Here is a 21,066-nt window from a genome sequence, read left to right on the forward strand (position 1 = left end):
AGTTAAGTCACTTCCCGGATAAATCCTATCTTCGGATACAAAAAAAGATTAAATATTTGTAGTTCAAAATAAAATGTCTAACTTTGCACCCGCATTTAAAATCAAATAATTTATTTATTTAATTAAACGAAGTATGAATCAATACGAAACCGTTTTCATTTTAACTCCCGTTTTGTCTGATGTTCAGATGAAGGAAGCGGTAGAAAAATTCAAAGGCGTTCTTCAAGCTGAAGGTGCTGAGATTATCAATGAAGAAAACTGGGGACTGAAGAAATTGGCTTACCCAATTCAGAAGAAGTCTACAGGTTTTTACCAACTGATTGAGTTCAATGCAGATCCTACTGTAATTGACAAGCTGGAACTTAATTTCCGTCGTGATGAACGCGTAATCCGTTTCTTGACTTTCAAGATGGATAAGTATGCTGCTGAATACGCTGCAAAAAGAAGAAGTGTTAAATCAAACAAAAAGGAGGATTAATCATGGCACAACAAGTTCAATCAGAAATCAGATATTTGACTCCGCCGTCAGTAGATGTTAAGAAGAAAAAATACTGCCGTTTCAAAAAGAGTGGTATTAGGTATATCGACTACAAAGATCCTGAATTCTTGAAGAAATTCTTGAATGAACAAGGAAAAATCCTTCCGCGTCGTATTACAGGTACTTCTTTGAAGTTCCAACGTCGTATCGCGCAGGCTGTGAAGAGAGCTCGTCACTTGGCATTGCTGCCTTATGTAACTGACATGATGAAATAAGAAGGAGGAAAAGTATGGAAATTATATTGAAAGAAGACGTAGTAAACTTGGGTTATAAGAACGATATCGTAAACGTGAAATCCGGATACGGTCGTAATTATCTGATCCCGACTGGAAAAGCTGTCATCGCTTCTCCTTCTGCAAAGAAAATGTTGGCTGAAGAACTGAAACAGCGCGCTCACAAACTTGAGAAAATCAAGAAAGATGCTGAGGCTATGGCTGCTAAGTTGGAAGGCGTTTCTTTGACTATTGCAACTAAAGTTAGCTCAACCGGTACTATCTTCGGTTCTGTTGGTAACATCCAGATCGCTGAAGCTTTGTCTAAGCTGGGTCATGAAGTTGACAGAAAGATCATCGTTGTAAAAGACGCTGTGAAAGAAGTTGGTAGCTATAAGGCTATTGTTAAGCTTCACAAGGAAGTTTCGGTAGAAATTCCTTTCGAAGTAGTTGCTGAATAAGAGCAAATTTACTTCATATACAAAAAGCGATTTGTTCTGAATGGATGAATCGCTTTTTTTGTTATCTTTGCTATTACTATTATGAAATTCAACTGTTGTTTTCTGAAGAAGAGGTTTTTGCTTCTGCTGATTGCTTTGGGAATTGGCAGTGTTCTTTATGCGAATGATGAGTTGAAATTATTGACGGATTCTTTGCGTAGAGTGATAGATGAAAAGCATGTCTTTGTTAAAGAGAAAGAGGATCGGATAAACCGGATAAAATGTATGTTGAAAAGTCCTGGTTTGACTCTTGAAGGAGAATATAGAATCAATCTACGGTTATATAACGAATATAAAAAATTTCATATTGATTCCGCTATTCATTATGTTGATCGCAATATTGAGATTTCCCGTCAGTTGAATAGACCTTATTTCACCAACCAGTCGTCTTTACATCTTAGTCTTTTATATTCGATGTGTGGCAGGTTCCGTGAAGCGGAGATTATTTTGAAAAGTATAAAGACTTCAGAACTTCCCAGAGATTTATTAATAAACTATTATCAAACTTATTCCAGTTTCTGGGGGCATTATTCTATTTCTGTTGCCAACAATCTGTATGGAAAGCAACAATCTGCTTATCAGGATTCACTGTTTGCTCTCATAGATCACACTTCTTGGGATTACCGGATGTCACAAGCTTCTTATTATATCTGGCGTGATACCTTAAAATCGAAGGAAATTTTTAAAGAATTGTTGGATATTGAGGAGGTGGGAACGCCTAATTATGCCATGATTACTCATTCGTATTCCAGGTTATGCCACCATCAGAAGAAATATGATGAGGAAAAAAAATATCTGATATTGTCGGCGATTGCCGATACACGGAATGCAACGCGTGAAAATGCCTCTCTTCAATCTCTTGCGTTGATACAATACGAAGAAAAGAATCTAGCCGATGCTTTTAAGTTTACACAATCCGCTATTGATGATGTAATTTCTTCTGGTATTCATTTCCGCGCAATTGAAATCTATAAATTTAATTCTATTATCAACACTGCCTATCAGGCGGAACAGGCTAAATCAAGATCGCATCTGACTACTTTTCTTATTTCTACAAGCGTTATCCTTTTCCTTTTGATTCTGCTCGTTGTTTTTATCTATATTCAGATGAAGAAAACGTTGAAAATAAAGCAGGCATTGGCGCAAAGTAATGAAGAACTTCTGCGGCTGAACAATAAACTGAATAATATGAACAGCCAGTTGAATGACACCAATAATCAGTTGTATGAAATTAATGGCATAAAGGAATATTATATAGCCGAATTTTTCGATGTGTGCTTTAGTTATATCCACAAAATGGAGAAATACCAGAATATGCTGTATAAAATAGCTATTAATAAGTACTATGACGAGTTGATTAAGAAGCTGAAGTCGTCTGCGCTTATTGATGAAGAGCTTAGTGCACTGTATGCCCGTTTCGATAAGGTCTTTTTAGGTTTGTATCCTACTTTTGTTTCAGATTTTAATGCTTTATTGAAAGATGAAGAGAAGATTATTTTAAAACCGGATGCTTTATTGAATAGGGAACTTCGTATTTATGCTTTATTACGCTTGGGTATTACGGATAGTGGGAAGATAGCGAACTTCCTCCGGTGCTCTACAAGTACGGTTTATAATTATCGTACGAAGATGAGAAATAAAGCTGCTGTCGACAGAGATGAATTTGAGAACGAAATTATGAAAATTAGTTCAACTCAAGAGACATAATTATCATTTTACTGTTGCGCCCCTTTCCAAATCATCTACATTTTTTGGATATACTTGAAGTGCTAAGTATTTGATTAATAGGATAAAACGCTAATTTAATATCTACATAAAGTAGTGTAAGTCAAATAAGCCGTTATTTATTTGGCTAGATTTGCAATATCAGTTTTTTACTCATCAGCTTGATGGTGAAAATTGATACTTCATCTATTATTTGTACTTAAATTCACTATGTTTTATTATGAACACGCAATCTTCAGTAGACACGAGAATTAAAGTTGGAATTATCGGTTTCGGTAGAATGGGAAGATTCTATTGGGAAGCGATGACAAAAAGTGGGCGATGGAATATTGCTTATATTTGCGATACAGATCCGGAATCACGTCAATTGGCTAAGAAGTTATCTCCTGAATCTCTTATAGTAGAAGATAATCAAAAAGTTTTTGAGGATGAAAGTGTACAGGTAGTCGGTCTTTTCACTTTGGCCGACTCGCGGATGGAACAAATAGAAAAAGCTATTCGCTACGGCAAGCACATTATTTCAGAAAAACCTATTGCAGATACCATGGAAAATGAGTGGAAGGTCGTGGAAATGACAGAAAATGCCAACCTCATTTCTGCGGTAAACTTGTATCTGCGGAATTCCTGGTACCATAATCTAATGAAAGAGTATATCGAGCAAGGAGAAATCGGAGAATTGGCTATTATCCGTATTTGCCACATGACTCCCGGTTTGGCGCCGGGCGAAGGTCATGAGTATGAGGGGCCGGCTTTCCATGATTGTGGAATGCACTATGTCGATATTACCCGTTGGTATGCAGGCTGTGATTATAGAACATGGAATGCTCAGGGAGTGAATATGTGGAATTATAAAGATCCTTGGTGGGTACAATGTCACGGAACTTTCCAAAATGGCGTAGTCTTCGATATTACTCAGGGTTTTGTTTATGGACAATTATCTAAAGACCAGACACATAATTCGTATGTGGATATTATAGGTACAAAAGGAGTTGTGCGTATGACGCATGACTTCAATACTGCTGTTGTCGATCTGCACGGTGTCAATCAGACCATTCGTGTGGAGAAGCCTTTCGGTGGCAAGAATATAGACGTATTGTGCGACCTGTTTGCTGATTCGGTAGAAACCGGAAAACGCAGTTCCCGCTTACCGTCCATGCGCGATTCGGCCATTGCATCCGAATATGCGTGGACATTCTTGAAAGACACACGCAAACACGATTTGCCTGCTATTGGTAATTTGCGCACTCTGGAGCAAATACGCGAGCGAAGAAGAAACATGAAAAATGGATATGGATTGTTGCATGGCAACCTTCCAAAGATTATTAACCCTTAAATAAATAAAATCATGTCAAACATTTCGAGGAGAAAGTTTCTCAAAACGGGGGCTGCTGCTTTAGCCGGCATTACTATTGCTCCCAGTACTATTTTAGGTATGAGCCACGGGCATATTTCGCCTACTGACAAACTGAATCTTGCAGCCGTGGGTATTGGTGGTATGGGACATGCCAATATTAATCACGTAAAGGGCACTGAAAATATTGTGGCTCTTTGTGATGTGGATTGGAAGTATGCAAAAGGTGTGTTCGACGAATTCCCCAAGGCTAAAAAATACTGGGACTATCGTAAGATGTATGAAGAAATGGGTAAATCTATCGACGGTGTGATTATTGCAACTGCCGATCATACTCATGCTATCATCACTGCTGATGCAATGACAATGGGAAAGCACGTGTACTGTCAGAAGCCGTTGACCCACTCTGTTTATGAATCTCGTTTATTGACAAATTTAGCTGCTTCAACAGGTGTTGTTACTCAGATGGGTAATCAGGGTTCATCGGATGAAGGTACGGATTTGGTATGCGAATGGATTTGGAATGGTGAAATCGGTGATATAACTAAGGTGGAATGTGCGACAGACCGTCCTATTTGGCCGCAAGGATTGAATGTTCCTGAAAAGGTTGATAAAATTCCTAGCACATTGAATTGGGATTTGTTTACAGGTCCTGCTAAAATGAATCCTTACAATGCTATTTATCATCCTTGGAACTGGCGTGGATGGTGGGATTATGGAACAGGTGCATTAGGCGATATGGCTTGCCATATTTTGCATCAGCCGTTTAGAGCATTGAAATTGCAATATCCTACTAAAGTGGAAGGGTCATCTACTTTATTGTTGAATGCTTGTGCTCCGCAGGCACAGCATGTGAAAATGATTTTCCCTGCTCGTGAAAATATGCCGAAAGTAGCTATGCCTGAAGTGGAAGTACATTGGTACGATGGCGGTATGATGCCTGAACGTCCGAAAGGATTCCCGGAAGGAAAACAACTGATGCAGAGTGGTGGTGGTTTGACTATTTTCCACGGAACGAAAGATACTTTGATTTGCGGATGTTATGGACAGAATCCTTGGTTGCTTTCTGGTCGTAAACCAAATGCGCCAAAGGTTTGTCGTCGTGTTCCCAATGCTATGAACGGTGGTCACGAGATGGACTGGGTACGTGCATGTAAAGAAAATAAATCTAACCGTATCATGACTAAGTCTGATTTCTCAGAAGCCGGACCAATGAATGAAATGGTGGCAATGGGTGTATTGGCTATTCGTTTGCAAGCGCTGAATAAGACTCTTGAATGGGATGGAGCTAACATGTGCTTTACGAATATCGGTGATAACGAAACGATCCGTACCGTTATCAAAGACGGATTCAAGATTCATGATGGTCATCCGACATTTGACAAGACATGGACTGATCCGATTAATGCGAAACAGTTTGCTGCTGAATTAGTGAAACATACTTATCGTGACGGCTGGAGACTGCCTGATATGCCGAGATAAATTAGAAATTAAAGATAAAAAATTAAATCGTTATTATCATGAAAAAAGTATTTTATCCATTAGCTTGTTGTTGTCTTGCTGCAGGAGTTTTTGCTTCTTGCGGTGGTCAGAAAAAAGCAAATGCTCAGGAAGAACCGAGCAAAGTTGCATTGTCTTACTCTAAATCATTGAAAGCACCGGAAACTGATAGTTTGAATCTGCCTGTTGACGAAAATGGTTATATCACAATCTTTGATGGTGAAACATTTAACGGATGGCGTGGTTATGGAAAAGACCGTGTTCCTACTAAATGGACAATCGAAGATGGCTGTATCAAATTCAACGGTTCTGGCGGCGGTGAAGCTCAAGACGGTGATGGTGGTGACTTGATCTTTGCTCACAAATTTAAAAACTTCGAGTTGGAATTGGAATGGAAGGTTGCTAAAGGTAGCAATTCAGGTATTCTGTATTTAGCTCAGGAAGTTACTTCTAAAGACAAAGATGGTAATGATGTGCTTGAACCTATTTATATTTCCGCACCTGAATATCAGATCCTGGATAATGCCAATCATCCGGATGCTAAATTGGGTAAAGATAACAATCGTCAGTCGGCTTCTTTGTATGACATGATTCCGGCAGTTCCTCAAAACTCTAAACCGTTTGGCGAATGGAACAAGGCTAAGATTATGGTTTATAAAGGTACAGTGGTTCATGGACAAAACGATGAAAACGTACTTGAATATCATTTGTGGACAAAACAATGGACTGATATGTTGCAGGCAAGTAAGTTCAGCGAAGATAAATGGCCTTTGGCATTTGAATTGCTGAATAACTGTGGTGGCGAAAATCACGAAGGTTTCATCGGTTTGCAAGATCACGGTGATGATGTTTGGTTCCGCAACATCCGTGTGAAGGTTTTGGACTAATCAAATAGTAATAAGAAGGCACGGGTTACACGTATTTCACGTTTTTTTGAATGGCGATTGCCATAGAGTAACCGTGAAGTCTGTGTAATCCGTGCCTGTTTTTTCTATATAAATCTAATAATTGTAATCCCCTGATATCTATTATATGAAAACAAAAATTTATTTATGTGCGTTGGCTGCTCTTTTCATGATTCCACAGGCAATGACGGCACAAACTAAGAAGAAAGCTAAAAAAGAAGTAGCTATTCAACTCTATTCTGTCAGAGATATATTGAATAAGGTAGACAATAAAAATGGTAAGTGTGACCCCACTTATACTGCTCTTCTGAAGAAATTGGCAAACATGGGATATACCGGTGTTGAAGCTGCCAATTATAACAACGGTAAATTTTATGACCGGACTCCCCAACAGTTTAAGAAAGATGTCGAATCGGCAGGATTAAAAGTTTTGTCTTCACATTGTACCAGACAATTGTCCAAAGAAGAATTGGCTTCCGGTGACTTGTCAGAGTCTCTTCAATGGTGGGATCAGTGTATTGCCGATCATAAAGCTGCAGGAATGAAGTACATCGTAGCTCCTTGGATGGATGTTCCAAAAACGCTTAAAGATTTGAATACATATTGCACTTATTTTAATGAGATAGGCAAACGTTGCAAACAACAAGGTTTGTCATTTGGATATCATAATCACGCTCATGAATTTCAGAAAGTAGAAGATAAAGTAATGTATGATTATATGCTGGAACATACGAATCCTGAATATGTCTTCTTCCAGATGGACCTTTATTGGGTAGTTCGCGGACAAAACAGTCCTGTTGATTATTTTAATAAATATCCCGGCCGCTTCAAGATATTCCATGTTAAGGATCACAGAGAGATCGGACAAAGCGGAATGGTAGGTTTTGACGCTATCTTTAAGAATGCAAAAACTGCAGGTGTTAACTATCTCGTTGCTGAAATCGAGGGTTATAGTATGCCGGTAGAAGAGAGTGTGGAAGTGAGCTTGGATTATTTGTTGGACGCTCCTTTTGTGAAGAGTTCATACGCTAAATAGCGTGTGAATTGCTAAAATTGAAGCATAAAAAAAGTCTGTGCATGCTTTTGCATGGCAGACTTTCAATTCTCTCTAAGCTGTTTCTGAATTATTCAGCTACAGTTTCAGTTGCAGTGCTATCAGCATTCAAAGAATCTGCTGCTGCGGCTGCTGCTTGTTCAGCTTCAAGAGCTGCTGCTTCTACTGCTGCGATTGAGTCAGCGATACGGATAGAATCTGCAGTTGCTTTTGCTGCGTCAGCTGCTTTGTTACCACATGATGCGAATGATACTGCTACGATAGCTACGGCCATCAAAACTAATTTTTTCATTTTCTTTGCTTTTTAAAAACGTAATACAATCAATTGCTTTATTAAAACGCTGCAAAGTTATGTACTTTTTCAATATGTTGTTCTCGAAATACCAACTTTTTTTATAATTTTTTTTGTAACTAGCTACTTTTCTCCCTTTTTCGTATGTTTTAGAACATGCTAATCGACAGCAATACTGTTATATAGGTATCTTTTTATGCTTCTTTTGGGAGTTTTTTCAAATTCCGTAGGATAAAGTTGGATTCTGCTGATTTTTTCATAAGCGGCTACATTGCTGTTCAGATTCTTAAGATTTTCATCCATGATTGTTTTCAGGTTATTCGGATTGTTTAATCCGAGAGAATCCAACGCTTCATAATCGGCATAAACGAGTGCTACTAATTTTTTGTTGCGTTCGATAACGAGACTTTCAAGAATGAAAGGCAGGTTATTCAGTTTTGTTTCCAACTCTTCGGGGAAGATGTTCTGTCCGCTTGAACTTAAGATCATGGTCTTGAGGCGTCCCCGGATGAAAATATTTCCGTTGCTGTCCATGGAACCGAGATCACCGGTGCGTAGCCAGCCGTCCTGCGTGAATACTTCCTGCGTTGCTTCCTGATTCTTGTAATAGCCCACCATCACATTCTCTCCCCGAACCTGGATTTCTCCGGTTTCTGCTTCAGGGTTTTCTTTATAGATACGTGCTTCCATTATATCCAGAATCTTTCCGGAAGAGCCTAGTACAAACTCATCCCAAGGGGCATAGCTGATTAGTGGCCCACATTCCGTCATACCGTAACCTATAGTAAAAGGGAATTTAATTTTGTAGAAGAATTCTTCTACTTCCTTGTCCATAGCGGCGCCGCCGATAATGATTTCCTTAAACCGACCTCCCAGTGCATCAATCAGTCTTTTGCGTATCTGGTTGTAGATCTGTGTGTCGAGCAGCGGAATATTGAGTGCCCACTTCATACCTTTTTTATTAATGAGTGGCTGGATGATATTCTTATATATCTTTTCGATCACTAGCGGGACAGTAATAATAAGGTTGGGTTTCACTTCCTCAAAAGCCTTCATTATAATCTTCGGAGAAGGAGTTTTACCAAGCAGAGTGACGTGAGTGCCGACAGCGGTCGCTGTCAGAAAGTCAAATGCACAACCGTATGCGTGAGCGAGGGGAAGGAAAGACAGCACTTTATCCCCTTTTTTAAGGAGTTCGGTACGAATACCGAAAGTGACATTGCCGGCAAGATTGTTTCCTGTCAGCATCACACCCTTACTGAAACCGGTGGTTCCGGAAGTGTAATTTAACAGCATCACTTTGTCATTGGATAAAGTGGTGTACTGAACATCTTCACGGGTAAATCCTTTCGGATACAAAGCATGCATCTCTTTATCGGTATTTTTCAGAAACTTCTGTATGGTTTCCCCGTCGCGTTGATAAAGACACCGGAAATCAGTCAATGAGAATACTCCCCGTAGCCCCGTTAATTTTTCCTCTTCCAGATTCTCCCAAATGCTGTCGCTGGTGAACAGGAATACAGATTCGGAATGATTGACGATATGATGAACGTCATTAGGCGTAAAATCTTGAAGGATAGGGACAATGATCGCTCCGTATGTGATCGTTGCCATATAGGCGATGCACCAATGAGCGTTATTTTTGCCGATAACTGAAATCTTATCTCCTCTGCGAAGGCTACAATGTTTGAATAACAGATGTAAACGGGCGATTTTTTCAGCTACCTCACCGTATGTGTATTGGGTATCTTCTCCATAATCAGTATAACAAGGCAGATCCCAATTCTCACGAAAACTATTTTCGTATAGTTTAATGAAATTCTCTTTAATCATTGCACGTTTTTTAGTGAATTGTGCAAAAATAGGAATAAACTTTCGTATCCTAAAGTGTTTTACTGATAATAATGTGTAACTTTGCAAAGTTAATGTGTTTATAACAGCTTATGATAGATACCACTGTATTTCAAAATAAGACAGCCGTTTATTATACTTTAGGCTGCAAATTAAATTTTTCAGAGACTTCAACTATCGGTAAAATCCTGCGTGAGGCAGGAGTTCGGACTGCGCGCAAAGGAGAGAAAGCAGATATCTGTGTGGTAAATACCTGTTCGGTGACGGAGATGGCGGATAAAAAATGCCGGCAAGCCATTCATCGTCTGGTAAAGCAGCATCCCGGTGCTTTTGTGGTGGTGACCGGATGTTATGCGCAATTGAGGCCCGGCGACGTGGCAAAGATTGATGGAGTAGATGTAGTGCTGGGAGCGGAACAGAAGGGAGAACTACTTCAATATCTGGGCGACCTCCAAAAGCATGAAAAAGGAGAGGCTATCACCACTACAACCAAAGATATCCGTTCGTTTTCTCCCTCGTGTTCACGGGGAGACCGTACCCGTTTCTTCTTGAAGGTGCAGGATGGATGCGATTACTTCTGTTCATATTGCACGATTCCTTTTGCCCGCGGGCGAAGTCGTAACGGGACTATTGCTTCCATGGTTGAGCAGGCCCGGCAGGCAGCTGCTGAAGGTGGAAAAGAAATCGTTCTGACCGGAGTGAATATCGGAGATTTTGGTAAAACAACAGGAGAGAGTTTCTTTGATCTGGTAAAGGCGCTGGATCAGGTAGAGGGAATCGAACGTTATCGTATCTCTTCCATAGAACCCAATCTGTTGACTGATGAGATTATTGAGTTTGTGTCTCATTCCCGCAGTTTTATGCCTCATTTTCATATCCCTTTGCAATCCGGTTGCGATGAAGTTTTGCAGTTAATGCGCCGTCGTTATGACACTGCTCTTTTTGCTTCGAAAGTGAAGAAGATAAAAGAGGTGATGCCGGATGCTTTTATCGGAGTGGACGTGATTGTGGGAACCCGTGGAGAAACACCCGAATACTTTGAACAGGCTTATCAGTTTATTGATGGTCTGGATGTGACGCAGTTACATGTGTTTAGCTATTCCGAACGTCCCGGAACGCAAGCCTTAAAAATAGAATATGTGGTTTCTCCGGAAGAGAAGCATCAGCGTAGTCAGCGTCTGTTGGCACTATCGGACCAAAAGACACAGGCTTTTTATGCACGTCATATCGGGCAGACAATGCCGGTGTTGATGGAAAAATCGAAAGCTGGTGCTCCGATGCATGGATTTACGGAGAATTATATTCGTGTAGAGGTGGAAAGTGATGACTCGCTGGATAATCAGGTGGTTAATGTACGTCTGGGAGAGTTTAATGAGGAGATGACAGCACTTAAAGGTACAATTTTGATATAAGTTATGAGATCAAAACTTATCTATTGGTTGGTATACAGTGGAATGTGGCTGTTTTCAGCTCTTCCTTTCCGGGTTTTATATATGCTTTCGGATTTTAATTATCTGCTGATGTATCGTGTTGGAAAATATCGTCGGAAAGTAGTTCGGGGAAATCTATTGAGATCATTTCCGGAAAAAACTGATGCGGAGAGATTACAGATAGAACGCAAGTTTTATCGCTATTTGTCGGATTATATGCTTGAAGATTTGAAATTGTTGCACATGTCTGCCGAAGAACTTTGTGAGAGAATGACTTATAAGAATACGGAACAATATCTTGAACTGACAGAAAAGTATGGAGGTATTATAGTAATGATTCCTCATTATGCCAATTATGAGTGGTTGATAGGTATGGGAGCAATCATGAAACCGGGGGATGTTCCCGTGCAGGTTTATAAACCGTTGAGGGATAAATATTTGGATGAGTTGTTTAAACGTATTCGTTCTCGTTTTGGGGGGTATAATATTCCGAAACATTCTACAGCCCGTGAAATTATTAAGCTCAAACATGATGGAAAAAAGATGGTAGTCGGTTTGATTACTGATCAATGGCCCAGTGGATATGATAAATATTGGACTACCTTTTTAGGACAGGAAACTGCTTTTCTGAATGGTGCGGAGCGAATTGCCAAAATGATGAATTTCCCTGTTTTCTATTGTGAACTTAGTAAGAAGTGCAGAGGATACTGTGAAGCGGAGTTCAAGTTGATGACGGAAACACCGAAAGAAACAAGAGAAGGAGAAATCACGGAAATGTTTGCTCATAGATTAGAACAGACGATTCGTAAAGAACCGGCATATTGGTTGTGGTCTCATAAACGTTGGAAAATGACTCGTGAAGAAGCTGACCGATTAGAAGAGAAAGAATTGAACAAGAAGAAGGAATAACAATGAAAGTTTCAGTTGTAATTTTAAATTGGAACGGATGTGATATGCTCCGTACTTTTCTTCCGTCCGTCGTCCGGTATTCGGAAGGGGAGGGGATTGAGGTCTGCGTGGCTGACAATGGTTCTACGGACGCTTCCGTTACTTTGCTTCAACAGGAATTTCCTTCTGTCAGAACGATTGTTCTCGACCAGAATTATGGCTTTGCGGATGGATATAATTTAGCATTGCAGCAGGTCGACGCAGAATATGTAGTTCTTTTGAATTCGGATGTCGAGGTGACGGAGCATTGGTTGGAACCAATGATTGCTTATCTTGATAATCATCCGGAGGTAGCTGCTTGTCAGCCGAAGATACGAAGCCAGCGGCAAAAAGAATATTTCGAATATGCCGGGGCAGCTGGTGGCTTTATTGATAAATACGGTTATCCTTTTTGTAGGGGGCGTATCATGGGAGTTGTGGAGAAAGACGAAGGTCAGTATGATACGGTAATTCCTGTTTTCTGGGCCACGGGGGCAGCGTTGTTTATCCGGCGCACTGATTATGTGAATGTCGGAGGATTGGATGGACGTTTCTTTGCTCACATGGAAGAAATAGATTTGTGCTGGCGGCTCCGTTCGCGGAATCGTGAGATTGTCTGTATACCTCAAAGCATTGTCTATCATGTGGGGGGAGCTACTCTTAAAAAAGAGAATCCTCATAAAACCTTTCTTAATTTCCGTAATAATCTTGTCATGCTCTATAAGAATCTTCCACAGGAGGAGTTAAATAAAGTGATGCGTATCCGGACCTGTCTCGATTATCTGGCGGCGTTCAATTTCTTGTTGCAAGGGCATTGGGATAATGCTAGTGCTGTGATGCGTGCGCGGAAAGAGTATAAACGATTATGTCCGTCGTTTTCTTTATCCCGTGAAGAGAATATGAGAAAAAAAACTTTGAATCCGATACCTGAACGGACAAAAAGTAGTATCTTGTGGCAGTTTTATGCGAGGGGATGCAAACGATTCTCTCAATTGTCGGATTTAAAAGGATAGCAAATGGAATCAAAGGTTAGAAGAGGCATCGGGCTGGTAGCGCATGATGCAATGAAAAAAGACCTCATCGAATGGGTACTGTGGAACTCGGAACTGTTGATGGGTAATAAATTCTATTGTACAGGTACTACGGGTACTTTGATATTGGAAGCATTGAAGGAGAAACATCCTGATGAAGAGTGGGATTTTACGATTTTAAAATCAGGTCCGTTAGGTGGTGACCAACAGATGGGATCACGTATTGTGGATGGGCAGATTGATTATCTCTTCTTCTTCACAGACCCTATGACATTGCAACCGCATGATACGGATGTAAAAGCATTAACCCGTTTGGCCGGTGTAGAAAATATTGTTTTTTGTTGTAACCGTTCTACGGCGGACCATATAATTTCCAGTCCGTTATTTATGGATCCTGATTACGAACGCATTCATCCGGACTATTCCAGCTATACAAAACGTTTCCAGGATAAACCCGTGGTGACGGAGGCTGTAGAATCGGTAAATAGAAGAAAAAAGAAGAGAAAATAAGCCGGTAGTTTACGGCTGTGAAAATAGAAGCAGATCTTGCTTAAAAAGGAATGCAGATGATACGGATTACTTTATTAATATCGTATTATCTGCATTTCGTCATTTATGTTTCATTTCCAGCTGTGATTATCTTATTTCCTGCTGCAGTGTAGCTCAATTCCTGCAGACTCTATATCTGCTCCCATCGGTGGGTTTCGTTTGGAAAGCCGGAGTTCGATTTCTTCAATACAGGGGAATTGGTCAAAGAGTTTTTGTATAATCCGTCCGCTAACGTGTTCCAGCAATTTTGAGGGAATGGCCATTTCATTTTTTATCACTTGATGTACTTCGGCGTAGTTGACGGTGTCGGCAACTTCGTCTGTCCGGGTAGCTTTGCTGATATCCACTTTCAGTTTCAGGTCAATGATATATTCATTTCCAATCAGATTTTCTTGCGGTGCAACTCCGTGATAGGCGTAACAACGAATTTCTTTCAAAAGAATATAGCTACTGTTTATCTTCATATACTGTCTTTTTAGTGTGATCATGTTTGATTTTTAACAGGTCTTTCTGTGCAACCATTTGTGGAATCACTTTTAGAAAGACGGGGGTGAGCAAAATGCAGATGCTTAGTGTTATAAGCAAAAGTACACTTGCCTGTGCCCAACTATTGTGAATATAACGGCTGACCAATGGACCTAAAAAATGAAGTATCGGTCCATGAATACTCAAGGTGATGATCGAATATCGCCCTAAGTAAGAGATAACCTTTATTTTTTTCACTTTTTTGCAAAGTAACATAATCATAAATATTCCTGCAAATGCAGCGATATATACTTGAAAAATATTTCCCGCATAGTTGTTGGTGCGCATACCCAATGTGGTAGCGGTAAAGTACATGACTACCAGTGCCAACAGAATGAAAACCGGGATCAACTTGTCGAAACGATGACTGGGATACAGAAAAAAGTTATATCGTCGAATCCAGAAACCGGCTACATAGAAAGGGAGGGCGGTCATGGAAACATCTATATACAAAGGCAACTCTATCTGTAACTTTCCGAGACAAAATCCTGTGCAACCAATCAGGAGTGAGACAGCAAACATGATAGGCAGGTGTTTCTCGCGCAGAAAGTGGATCAGATAAAACAGGATATTGCAGTTGAATAGTGCAAGTAGAAACCAAATCGGAGGATTGAACTTGATAAGGTCATGTCCATGAAACACTACCAGGAGCTCATTCCATGATACAGGCAGTTGAAATACGCTGGGTGCTATTTTCCAAACGATATATTTCATTAGAAATGCGCTTAGGTAGAAGAAAAGAAAAGGGATAATCAACTTGTTTATTTTTCGCAGGATAAATCCGAACAAGCCTTCGTATGATTTGAAAAATACTCCGGAGATAAAGAAGTAAAGCGGCATGCGAAAACAGGAGAGCATGGAGTTGGTATCCAGCTGTTCGAAGGCTCCTCCAACGTGCGCTATTACTACAAGGATGATGCAGACTCCTTTGGTTAAGTCCACGAAATCAATACGTCTGCTTTGGTTGCCTTCCATTATCTCTTTTCAATTTCACTTTTTCGGCGCAAAGATACTTCATAAATTGGAATAAAAGGAGGAAGATTGAAAAAATAAACGAATGATACGCAAAGCGAAAAAGTATGATATAAGGTAATACTGTTATTGCGAAAAAAAACGTTGGCTGTATTTTGAAATTCCTTATTTTACCTCTATTGGCAATATATCTTTAAAAAACGAATGACGCCGATAACATTGATTTTAGAGTTCTTAATCTAGTGTTATCCGCGTCAGTAGTGTTCGGAAAATGTCCTTTAAAAAGAGTTAGTTTCTTTTATCTTATTTATCCGGATCTCTTCCTGTGTTTTTTATCAGTTCACAAATCTTATCATTGAGTGTTTTTGCTTTCATCAACTGTTCCAATGTGAGGTGCATCCGGTATCGCCAATAATTTCGTGGATTTGATGGAACATTAATCCGTTCTTCCGCCACATTCGGATTTCTCCATTTCTCGTCTATTGATAACCAATCTTGGAAAGATAAGATACAGAGAATAGAATTACTGTTAAGATGATTGCGTACAATTTCCTCGCACAACTCCGGAGTAGCAGTGATTGGTGCGGTGCCGTAGTGTCCTAATGTTGCATTATAGTAACGTTGGGTCTGTTGGTAATCTTCTTCCCACCAGCCACGCAGGGTAGACATATCGTGGGTGGAGATTGTGCAGACAGACCGGTATGGGTACTCATTTAAATGCCCGAATTCATACATCGGATTTTTGGGCATCCGCTGAATTTCCAAACTGAGAATACGGAGATCATTCATCACTGACGATACACAAGCAGGTATCATCCCCAGATCTTCTCCACAAACCAACATGCGGGTTGATTGTGTCAGTTGGGGCAATTTCTTCATGGCCTGTTGATACCAGAACTCATTGTGCCGGTGATAATAATACTGGTCGTATAGTTTGTTAAAAGCATTCTTTTCTTCTTCGTTTAGCAATCGGAATACAAAATCCCGCTGTACGCCGATGCGGGGATGGTATTTCCCTTCCTCCTTTTTGTCCGCAACAAATAAAACATTGCTGATTAATGAATAAAGCCCTTCCCGAATCCAGATACTATCTTCATCGTTCCTGCCGGCAAAGAATTGTTCTACTTCCCTTTGCGTCTCGAATCCCGGTTTCATCCGATAGGTACCGGAGTCGTCAACTAATTGGAGAAAGTCTTGTTTTACTAAATTGGTATGTGGTCCGAACAATTGTCCAAGGAAAGATTCATGAATAGATGGGAGCAGGTATTCATCCCGGAACGTGAAACCATAACTTTCGATTTCTTCCCGACTCATAGGGAGGGAAGGATCGAACTGACCTAACAATCCATGTACGGCGTGCATCGGTATTTCCCAGATACGGAAAAAACCGAGGATATGATCGATCCGGTAGGCATCGAAGTATTCTGCCATTTTCTGAAAACGCTTCATCCACCAGCGGTAGCCGTCTTTTTCCATGACATCCCAGTTGTATGTAGGAAATCCCCAGTTTTGCCCGTTGATGGAGAAATCATCAGGTGGAGCACCTGCTTGTCCGTTGAGATTGAAGTAATGAGGCTCTGTCCAGGCTTCTACACTGTTGCGGCTGATACCGATTGGAATATCTCCTTTTAATACGACACCGTGTTGACGGGCATATTCGGTTGCAGACAGTAATTGCAGGTGCAGGTGATACTGAATATAGTAATACAATGAGATATGAGGATAGTCTACAGTTTCCGGCTGGCACATTTTTTCTATATCTTCCGCATTATAAACAGAGTGTCGTGGCCATTTACGGAAATTGGGCGTTTTGTAGGCGTCGCGCAGATAACTGAAGACTGCATAGGGTTGCAACCATTCTTTGTTGGCTTCAAAGAAGTCTTTGAAACCTTTGGAGGCCAAAATCTTTTCTCCTTCCTGTCGGAATAGTAAGTTGTAAAACTCCCATTTAGTCTGGTTGACTGCTTCGTAGTCAATGGCAGGCAGGCTGTTCAGCTCCTTTTGCTTTTTGCTGAATTTTGATGCGGCTTCTTTATCTTTCAGAGTTCCCATTTGCTTGATATCCGCATACATCGGGTGGAAGGCATAAATGGAAATACTGTTATAGGGGTAAGAGTCGATCCACGCATGAGTCATGGTGGTGTCGTTGACCGGTAAAATCTGAATAACTTTCTGATGGGTGCTCACTGCCCAGTCGATCATACGTTTCAAGTCACCAAAATCACCTACTCCAAAACTTTTCTCCGATTTTAAGGAGAATACAGGTATAGCGATCCCCGCACCTTTCCAGGCGGGAATGTCGAAATAGGCATACCGGTCGGAGATTACGAGCGTTTCGTTTGTCTTCAGTTCCGGGTCTGCCAGATAACGGTTGGGGTTTTTCTCCCAGCAGTCCGCTTTCTTTTCTTGTTTGTTGTAGAGGATGAATTTGTATTCTAGCGGGTATTTTAGTTTGCTGGCATCCAACTCTATCTGCCACTCCGGGAAATTGGCATCACTCATTAGAACCGCTTTCTCCGGGTCCCAGTGCCCTAATGATTTCTGGTTGCCACAAATCGCCAGACAATAATCTTTATTGATATGTGGGGCATAGGCTTTGATAACCAGTCCCTTCTTATAACTTTGCGGGATACTCTCTCTCTCGGGATGTGCCAATAAAACTTCTGTAAAAGCTGAACTATACAGATACGATTGTTCCGGGATGTTTTTCCAGCAATCATTGATTCTGTATATCTTCCTGGAAGTGCCCGATAGGAAAATAGATCTCGGAAAACTGTCCCATTCCTTGCGGATAACTATTCCGTTTTGTTCTATCTGATAGTTATAATTGATAGTCATCCCTTCATAAGGGATTTCAAGTTCAACTTCTGCCGTCCAATAGATACCATCGGTGGTGTGTAAAGGAATTGATTCCGGAAATAAGCCGGAAATCCTTACTTCTTCTCCCCAGTTGGTGCGGTATTCAATATTAAATGATAGAATCATATATATTAGATTTTAATTGTATATGTAAGACACTGCAAGTATAAGACATTTTTTTGAATAAAAAATAAAAGGAGCCGCACCGGACTCCTTTTAATCTTTTGTTTATATATTAATTAACATACGTAGGACTATTATCCACACCTGGAAGCACCGCAAGTTGTACAAATCAGACAGCCTTCCTGATAAACCAATGTCTCATTACCGCAGTTCGGGCATTTCTTACCTTTAGCTTCTGTTCCATCCTGAATATACTTCTTCAATGCACGTTCCACACCGTTTTTCCAAGTGTTGATACTTTCACTGTTTAATTGGAGAGAGCCAACCAGTTTGATAACCTGTTCAATTGGCATCCGGTAGCGAAGTACGCCGGAAATCAATTTTGCATAGTTCCAGTATTCTTTGTTGAACTTCTCTGACAATCCTTCAATGGTCGTCTTATATCCGCGTTTGTTCTCGAATTGGAAGTCGTAACGTTTGGTACCGTCTTCATCCACATTTTTGATGATACGTCCGCAAGTCACGCTCTTAGGCAACAAGATACCTTCATCATCATCTTGCAAACCTGTGAATATTTCATAAGGGTGTCCATCTAATAATCCGACAAAAGCCACCCATTTTTCTTTGTTGTTCTGGAAACGGACAACATCTGCTTCCAATATTCTCGGACGTACCTCTACAACCGTAGGCGGTTTGCAAGGAGGAAGGTCTTCTTTCTTTTCCTTATCCGATTTAGTGGAAATCAAAACTCCGGAGCGTGAGCCGTCGCGATATACGGTACAGCCTTTACAGCCGGATTTCCATGCTTCTACATACAGGCGGTTTACTAAATCCTCGTCTACATCATTCGGCAGATTGATCGTTACGCTGATGGAGTGGTCTACCCATTTCTGGATTCTTCCCTGCATCTTCACTTTCATCAACCAGTCGACGTCGTTGGAAGTTGCTTTATAATAAGGAGATTTGGCAACCAGTTCGTCAATTTCTTCTTGAGAGTAGCGTCTGGCCGGATCGTATCCGTTAGCTTCCATCCAGGTCACAAACTTGTGATGGAATACGATATACTCTTCGAATGCATCTCCTGTTTCGTCTACAAAATCTACATGTACATTTGTATCGTTCGGGTTTACCTTTCTTCTGCGTTTGTAAACAGGCAGGAATACAGGTTCGATACCCGAAGTAGTCTGTGTCATCAAACTGGTCGTTCCGGTTGGAGCAATTGTCAGGCAGGCAATGTTACGGCGACCGTATTTCTTCATATCCTCATACAGTTTCGGGTCGGCTGCTGCCAGGCGTTGGATGAACGGATTGTTCTGTTCACGTTCACTATTATATATTTCGAAAGCACCACGCTCTTTGGCCATTTCCACTGAAGAACGGTATGCGCCGAGGGCGACTGTCTTGTGTACTTTTTCAGAGAATTCTGTCGCTTCTTCCGTTCCGTAACGCAATCCCAATGCAGCAAGCATGTCACCTTCTGCAGTGATACCTACACCGGTACGGCGACCTTGTCCACTCTTCTTGTAGATTTTCTCCCAAAGTGCGCGTTCTGCATGTTTTACTTCTTCATTTTCCGGATCTTCGTCAATCTTGGTCATGATACGTTCGATCTTCTCAAGTTCGAGGTCAATGATATCGTCCATGATACGTTGAGCAAGAGCCACGTGTTTCTGGAACAGGTCAAAATCAAAAGATGCATCCGGTTTGAACGGATTCACTACATAGGAATATAGATTGATAGCCAATAGACGACATGAATCGTAAGGACATAGAGGGATTTCTCCGCATGGGTTGGTAGATACAGTTCTGTAACCCAGATCTGCATAACAATCAGGCACGGACTCACGGATAATCGTATCCCAGAATAAAACACCCGGTTCTGCCGATTTCCATGCATTATGAACGATTTTCTTCCACAAGGTAGAAGCGTTGATTTCTTTGGTAAATGTTGGGTTGGCAGAGTCAATAGGATATTGCTGTACATACGGCTTTTCGTCTACGGCAGCCTGCATGAAAGCATCGTCCAGCTTGACAGAAACATTGGCTCCAGTCACTTTACCTTCAGTCATTTTAGCGTCAATAAATGCTTCGGAATCCGGATGCTTGATGGATACACTCAACATCAGTGCACCACGACGTCCGTCTTGAGCTACCTCACGAGTGGAATTCGAATAACGCTCCATAAACGGAACAAGGCCGGTAGAAGTCAGTGCCGAGTTTTTAACGGGAGAGCCTTTTGGACGGATGTGTGATAAGTCGTGACCTACACCACCGCGTCTTTTCATCAGCTGCACCTGTTCTTCGTCGATTTTGATAATAGCACCGTAAGAGTCGGCTGCGCCATCCACTCCGATAACGAAGCAATTGGATAGTGAAGCAACCTGATAGTCGTTACCGATTCCTGTCATCGGGCTACCTTGGGGGACGATGTACTTGAAGTGATCTAATAAATCATACAGTTCTTTTGCTGTCAACGCATTCGGATACTTTGATTCTACGCGTGCCACTTCATTTGCAATTCTCCAATGCATGTCTTCCGGGGATTTTTCATAGATGTTACCGAAAGAATCCTTTACTGCGTATTTGTTTACCCAAACCCTTGCAGCAAGCTCGTCGCCTTGAAAATATCGTAAAGATTCTTCATAGGCTTCGTCGTAAGAATAAATCTGTTTTTCCACGATTCAATTTGTGTTAAATCTCGTTTTTAATAAGTAATATGTAG

General features: G+C 40.9%; 18 protein-coding genes. 12 read left to right on the plus strand and 6 right to left on the minus strand.

Annotated features, from left to right (window positions below; genetic code table 11):
* Positions 1–133 precede the first annotated feature (133 nt).
* The 8 genes from rpsF (at position 134) to DXA54_RS09415 (ending at position 7,767) form a co-directional block, all read left to right on the plus strand.
* Positions 134–478, plus strand: a complete 345-nt coding sequence (gene rpsF / locus DXA54_RS09380; RefSeq protein WP_004306610.1) for a 30S ribosomal protein S6 — start codon at positions 134–136, stop codon at positions 476–478.
* Between the two features lie 2 nt (positions 479–480).
* Positions 481–753, plus strand: a complete 273-nt coding sequence (gene rpsR / locus DXA54_RS09385) for a 30S ribosomal protein S18 (protein ID WP_002562536.1) — start codon at positions 481–483, stop codon at positions 751–753.
* A gap of 14 nt (positions 754–767) precedes the next feature.
* A complete protein-coding gene (gene rplI / locus DXA54_RS09390; RefSeq protein WP_004299330.1) occupies positions 768–1,211 on the plus strand; it encodes a 50S ribosomal protein L9 in 444 nt (147 codons plus the stop codon).
* A gap of 81 nt (positions 1,212–1,292) precedes the next feature.
* Positions 1,293–2,957 carry a DUF6377 domain-containing protein gene (locus tag DXA54_RS09395; protein WP_004326213.1) on the plus strand — a complete coding sequence of 555 codons (1,665 nt, stop codon included), beginning with the start codon at positions 1,293–1,295 and terminating at the stop codon, positions 2,955–2,957.
* Between the two features lie 238 nt (positions 2,958–3,195).
* Positions 3,196–4,308: a Gfo/Idh/MocA family protein gene (locus DXA54_RS09400; protein ID WP_004306612.1), complete on the plus strand. Its 1,113-nt coding sequence runs from the start codon at positions 3,196–3,198 to the stop codon at positions 4,306–4,308.
* Between the two features lie 12 nt (positions 4,309–4,320).
* Positions 4,321–5,808, plus strand: a complete 1,488-nt coding sequence (locus DXA54_RS09405) for a Gfo/Idh/MocA family oxidoreductase (protein WP_004306613.1) — start codon at positions 4,321–4,323, stop codon at positions 5,806–5,808.
* A 38-nt stretch (positions 5,809–5,846) separates the two neighbouring features.
* Positions 5,847–6,713 carry a DUF1080 domain-containing protein gene (locus tag DXA54_RS09410; protein ID WP_004299334.1) on the plus strand — a complete coding sequence of 289 codons (867 nt, stop codon included), beginning with the start codon at positions 5,847–5,849 and terminating at the stop codon, positions 6,711–6,713.
* Between the two features lie 145 nt (positions 6,714–6,858).
* Positions 6,859–7,767 (plus strand): sugar phosphate isomerase/epimerase family protein, encoded by a 909-nt coding sequence (locus DXA54_RS09415; protein WP_004299335.1) that lies wholly within the window; start codon positions 6,859–6,861, stop codon positions 7,765–7,767.
* An 88-nt stretch (positions 7,768–7,855) separates the two neighbouring features.
* Here DXA54_RS09415 and DXA54_RS09420 read toward each other — a convergent pair whose 3' ends face one another.
* Together DXA54_RS09420 and DXA54_RS09425 are read right to left on the minus strand one after the other, a co-directional pair.
* Entirely contained in the window at positions 7,856–8,077 is a 222-nt protein-coding gene (locus DXA54_RS09420; RefSeq protein ID WP_004306615.1) for a hypothetical protein, read from the minus strand.
* A gap of 159 nt (positions 8,078–8,236) precedes the next feature.
* A complete protein-coding gene (locus tag DXA54_RS09425; RefSeq protein WP_120079303.1) occupies positions 8,237–9,910 on the minus strand; it encodes a long-chain fatty acid--CoA ligase in 1,674 nt (557 codons plus the stop codon).
* 110 nt (positions 9,911–10,020) lie between these two features.
* Here DXA54_RS09425 and mtaB point away from each other — a divergent pair, with 110 nt between their 5' ends.
* From mtaB to DXA54_RS09445, 4 genes are read left to right on the plus strand one after another with little or no spacing between them, the layout of a single operon-like run.
* Positions 10,021–11,340 carry a tRNA (N(6)-L-threonylcarbamoyladenosine(37)-C(2))-methylthiotransferase MtaB gene (mtaB, locus tag DXA54_RS09430; protein WP_120079305.1) on the plus strand — a complete coding sequence of 440 codons (1,320 nt, stop codon included), beginning with the start codon at positions 10,021–10,023 and terminating at the stop codon, positions 11,338–11,340.
* Between the two features lie 3 nt (positions 11,341–11,343).
* Positions 11,344–12,267, plus strand: coding sequence for a lysophospholipid acyltransferase family protein (locus DXA54_RS09435; RefSeq protein ID WP_120079307.1), 924 nt, complete (start codon positions 11,344–11,346; stop codon positions 12,265–12,267).
* Between the two features lie 2 nt (positions 12,268–12,269).
* Positions 12,270–13,298 carry a glycosyltransferase family 2 protein gene (locus DXA54_RS09440; RefSeq protein WP_120079309.1) on the plus strand — a complete coding sequence of 343 codons (1,029 nt, stop codon included), beginning with the start codon at positions 12,270–12,272 and terminating at the stop codon, positions 13,296–13,298.
* Between the two features lie 3 nt (positions 13,299–13,301).
* On the plus strand, positions 13,302–13,826 hold the full coding sequence (locus DXA54_RS09445; RefSeq protein WP_004306620.1) for a methylglyoxal synthase: 525 nt from the start codon (positions 13,302–13,304) through the stop codon (positions 13,824–13,826).
* A 131-nt stretch (positions 13,827–13,957) separates the two neighbouring features.
* On the opposite strand, the gene folB is transcribed toward DXA54_RS09445, so the two are convergent.
* The 4 genes from folB to DXA54_RS09465 all read right to left on the minus strand — a co-directional run bounded on the left by folB (position 13,958) and on the right by DXA54_RS09465 (position 21,022).
* Positions 13,958–14,329, minus strand: a complete 372-nt coding sequence (gene folB, locus DXA54_RS09450) for a dihydroneopterin aldolase (protein WP_120079311.1) — start codon at positions 14,327–14,329, stop codon at positions 13,958–13,960.
* Complete coding sequence (locus DXA54_RS09455) at positions 14,313–15,365, minus strand: acyltransferase family protein (protein ID WP_120079313.1); 1,053 nt, start codon at positions 15,363–15,365, stop codon at positions 14,313–14,315. Before DXA54_RS09455 ends, folB begins: the two co-directional genes overlap by 17 nt.
* A 300-nt stretch (positions 15,366–15,665) precedes the next feature.
* Entirely contained in the window at positions 15,666–18,347 is a 2,682-nt protein-coding gene (locus DXA54_RS09460) for a 4-alpha-glucanotransferase (protein WP_120079315.1), read from the minus strand.
* Between the two features lie 131 nt (positions 18,348–18,478).
* Positions 18,479–21,022 carry an adenosylcobalamin-dependent ribonucleoside-diphosphate reductase gene (locus tag DXA54_RS09465; RefSeq protein WP_120079318.1) on the minus strand — a complete coding sequence of 848 codons (2,544 nt, stop codon included), beginning with the start codon at positions 21,020–21,022 and terminating at the stop codon, positions 18,479–18,481.
* Positions 21,023–21,066: the final 44 nt, after the last annotated feature.

Source organism: Bacteroides sp. OF03-11BH, assembly GCF_003604005.1.
GTDB lineage: Bacteria > Bacteroidota > Bacteroidia > Bacteroidales > Bacteroidaceae > Bacteroides > Bacteroides ovatus.